This window comes from Paraglaciecola marina, from assembly GCF_004360155.1.
GTDB classification, from domain to species: domain Bacteria; phylum Pseudomonadota; class Gammaproteobacteria; order Enterobacterales; family Alteromonadaceae; genus Paraglaciecola; species Paraglaciecola marina.
This window is the reverse complement of sequence record NZ_ML178735.1, coordinates 1-1,608: the sequence shown is the minus strand read 5'-3', so window position 1 is coordinate 1,608 and position 1,608 is coordinate 1. Positions and strand designations below refer to the sequence as shown.

General features: G+C 38.6%; 2 protein-coding genes. Both read right to left on the bottom strand.

Going from position 1 to position 1,608, the window contains the following annotated elements; all coding sequences use genetic code 11:
- Positions 1–931: 931 nt before the first annotated feature.
- Positions 932–1,082 (bottom strand): DUF6966 domain-containing protein (locus EOK74_RS21260; protein WP_420818922.1); only part of this gene is annotated, 151 nt, incomplete at its 3' end.
- A gap of 115 nt (positions 1,083–1,197) precedes the next feature.
- Positions 1,198–1,485 carry a hypothetical protein gene (locus EOK74_RS05995; RefSeq protein ID WP_133469023.1) on the bottom strand — a complete coding sequence of 96 codons (288 nt, stop codon included), beginning with the start codon at positions 1,483–1,485 and terminating at the stop codon, positions 1,198–1,200.
- Between the last annotated feature and the right edge of the window lie 123 nt (positions 1,486–1,608).

The following is a 1,608-nucleotide window of genomic DNA, read 5'->3' as shown; positions in this document are numbered from 1 at the left end:
AAAAACAAACTATCTTAGGCTTTTTCTACAGCCTCAACGCCGCAATGTGCGGCGGATAATAGTTGGCTAAAATTGTGAACGAAGTGAACGCAGCCAACTGTTAGGCGTCCGACTTGATTGGCTTGTTATAAGCACATTTACTTATTTATATCAGAGTAACTTTTGATATTTATATACTCGATTTTATTCTTGCTGTATGGAACTTGCGTGAATTTACCCAATTTCTCTATACAAAAATTCCCTTTAATTCGGTTTTCACCCTTTAATATCTGGGAGTAAAGTTCACTCGGGATAGCTCCTACGGTTGGTTCTTCTCCCGCCTCTGAAATTCCGTAAACCAAATCAGTATCAGATAAAGTAATTCTAAGGGAAGGTGGGTGACCATTCCAAAGAGTTAACTCTCCAGAAATATTGGAACAACCTTTTGCCGCAGAAAAAGCTGACATTAATAATAAAAGAAATGAAATTACGAACTTAATGATGGACTCCGTTTTATCAAGTGCTTATAACGCCGTGCGCAAAGGCTCGCCGCGTAGTGGCGAGTCCAGCCCGAAGGGCGATTTTGACGCACCTTGTTATGAGTTCGCGCATGGGATTGTATACGACATATTGACAGTACTATATTTCCGTTTTTCTTCCTCACTCATATCCTCGAATTCCATGAACGGAGATTCTTCCATCATATACCTTTTAGCTTCTTGGTTTATAGCTGGGATAGTACTTTCCTTGAGAAACTCAATACTCTTTACCTCCCCTTCTGAGGAAAAAGATATTTGCATCAAAATCTTATTCGTAGCCTCCGAACAATTGTTTCCAATGTACTTTGACCCCAAAATCGGGTATTCCCATAAAGGAATTTTATCGCCTGCACATACAATGCCAGAAAAAATAAGGGATATCGTCAATAGTGTAATTTTCATCTTTCACTCANGTACCACATCATTTAGACTACCCATACCACCACTTCCAGACATTATGACGTTGGCACAGTTTAGATATTCATTGGAATCAAATGCTGATAATGCTCGTTTAAAGTGTTTTGCCCACCAATCTGATTTCTCTTCTTCTAATAACGCGATCATCTCGGTTAACTGAATTCGGCTAGTTTCGTACATACTTTCCTTAGGCAACTAACGCCCCAAGCAGGGGATTTTATGAGCGTTTTTCAGCGAGTAAAATTCCCGCTGGCTTGGCTTGTTAGCTTTGTATATCAATTTCAACAATTTGAGCCTCTGTAAATATACTTTTTGCTTTTTCAAACACGATATCTCTATTAGCTGGATGAACTGTAATATCTATTGCGTTATCTGATAACGTAAAAAGTGTAAGACAACCAGCTATTTGAATTTTTGATATATCCGACTTTTTTATCAATCGTCCTTTGGTGTTATAAAAACGGGAGTAAGAATTTGTTCTTACCTGTACGTTTGTCCCTAAATCGTTAAACGTTCTTTCTACTTTATCCAAAAAATTAATAGGGATCATAGATTCCAACTTTATGACCAATACAAAGAACAGTACGGAACCAATCACAAAAATCAAAGTGTCGATAATGCCTCCGCAAAGCTAACGCCCACATAAAAGGCGAGCGATAGCGAGTCCAGCCCA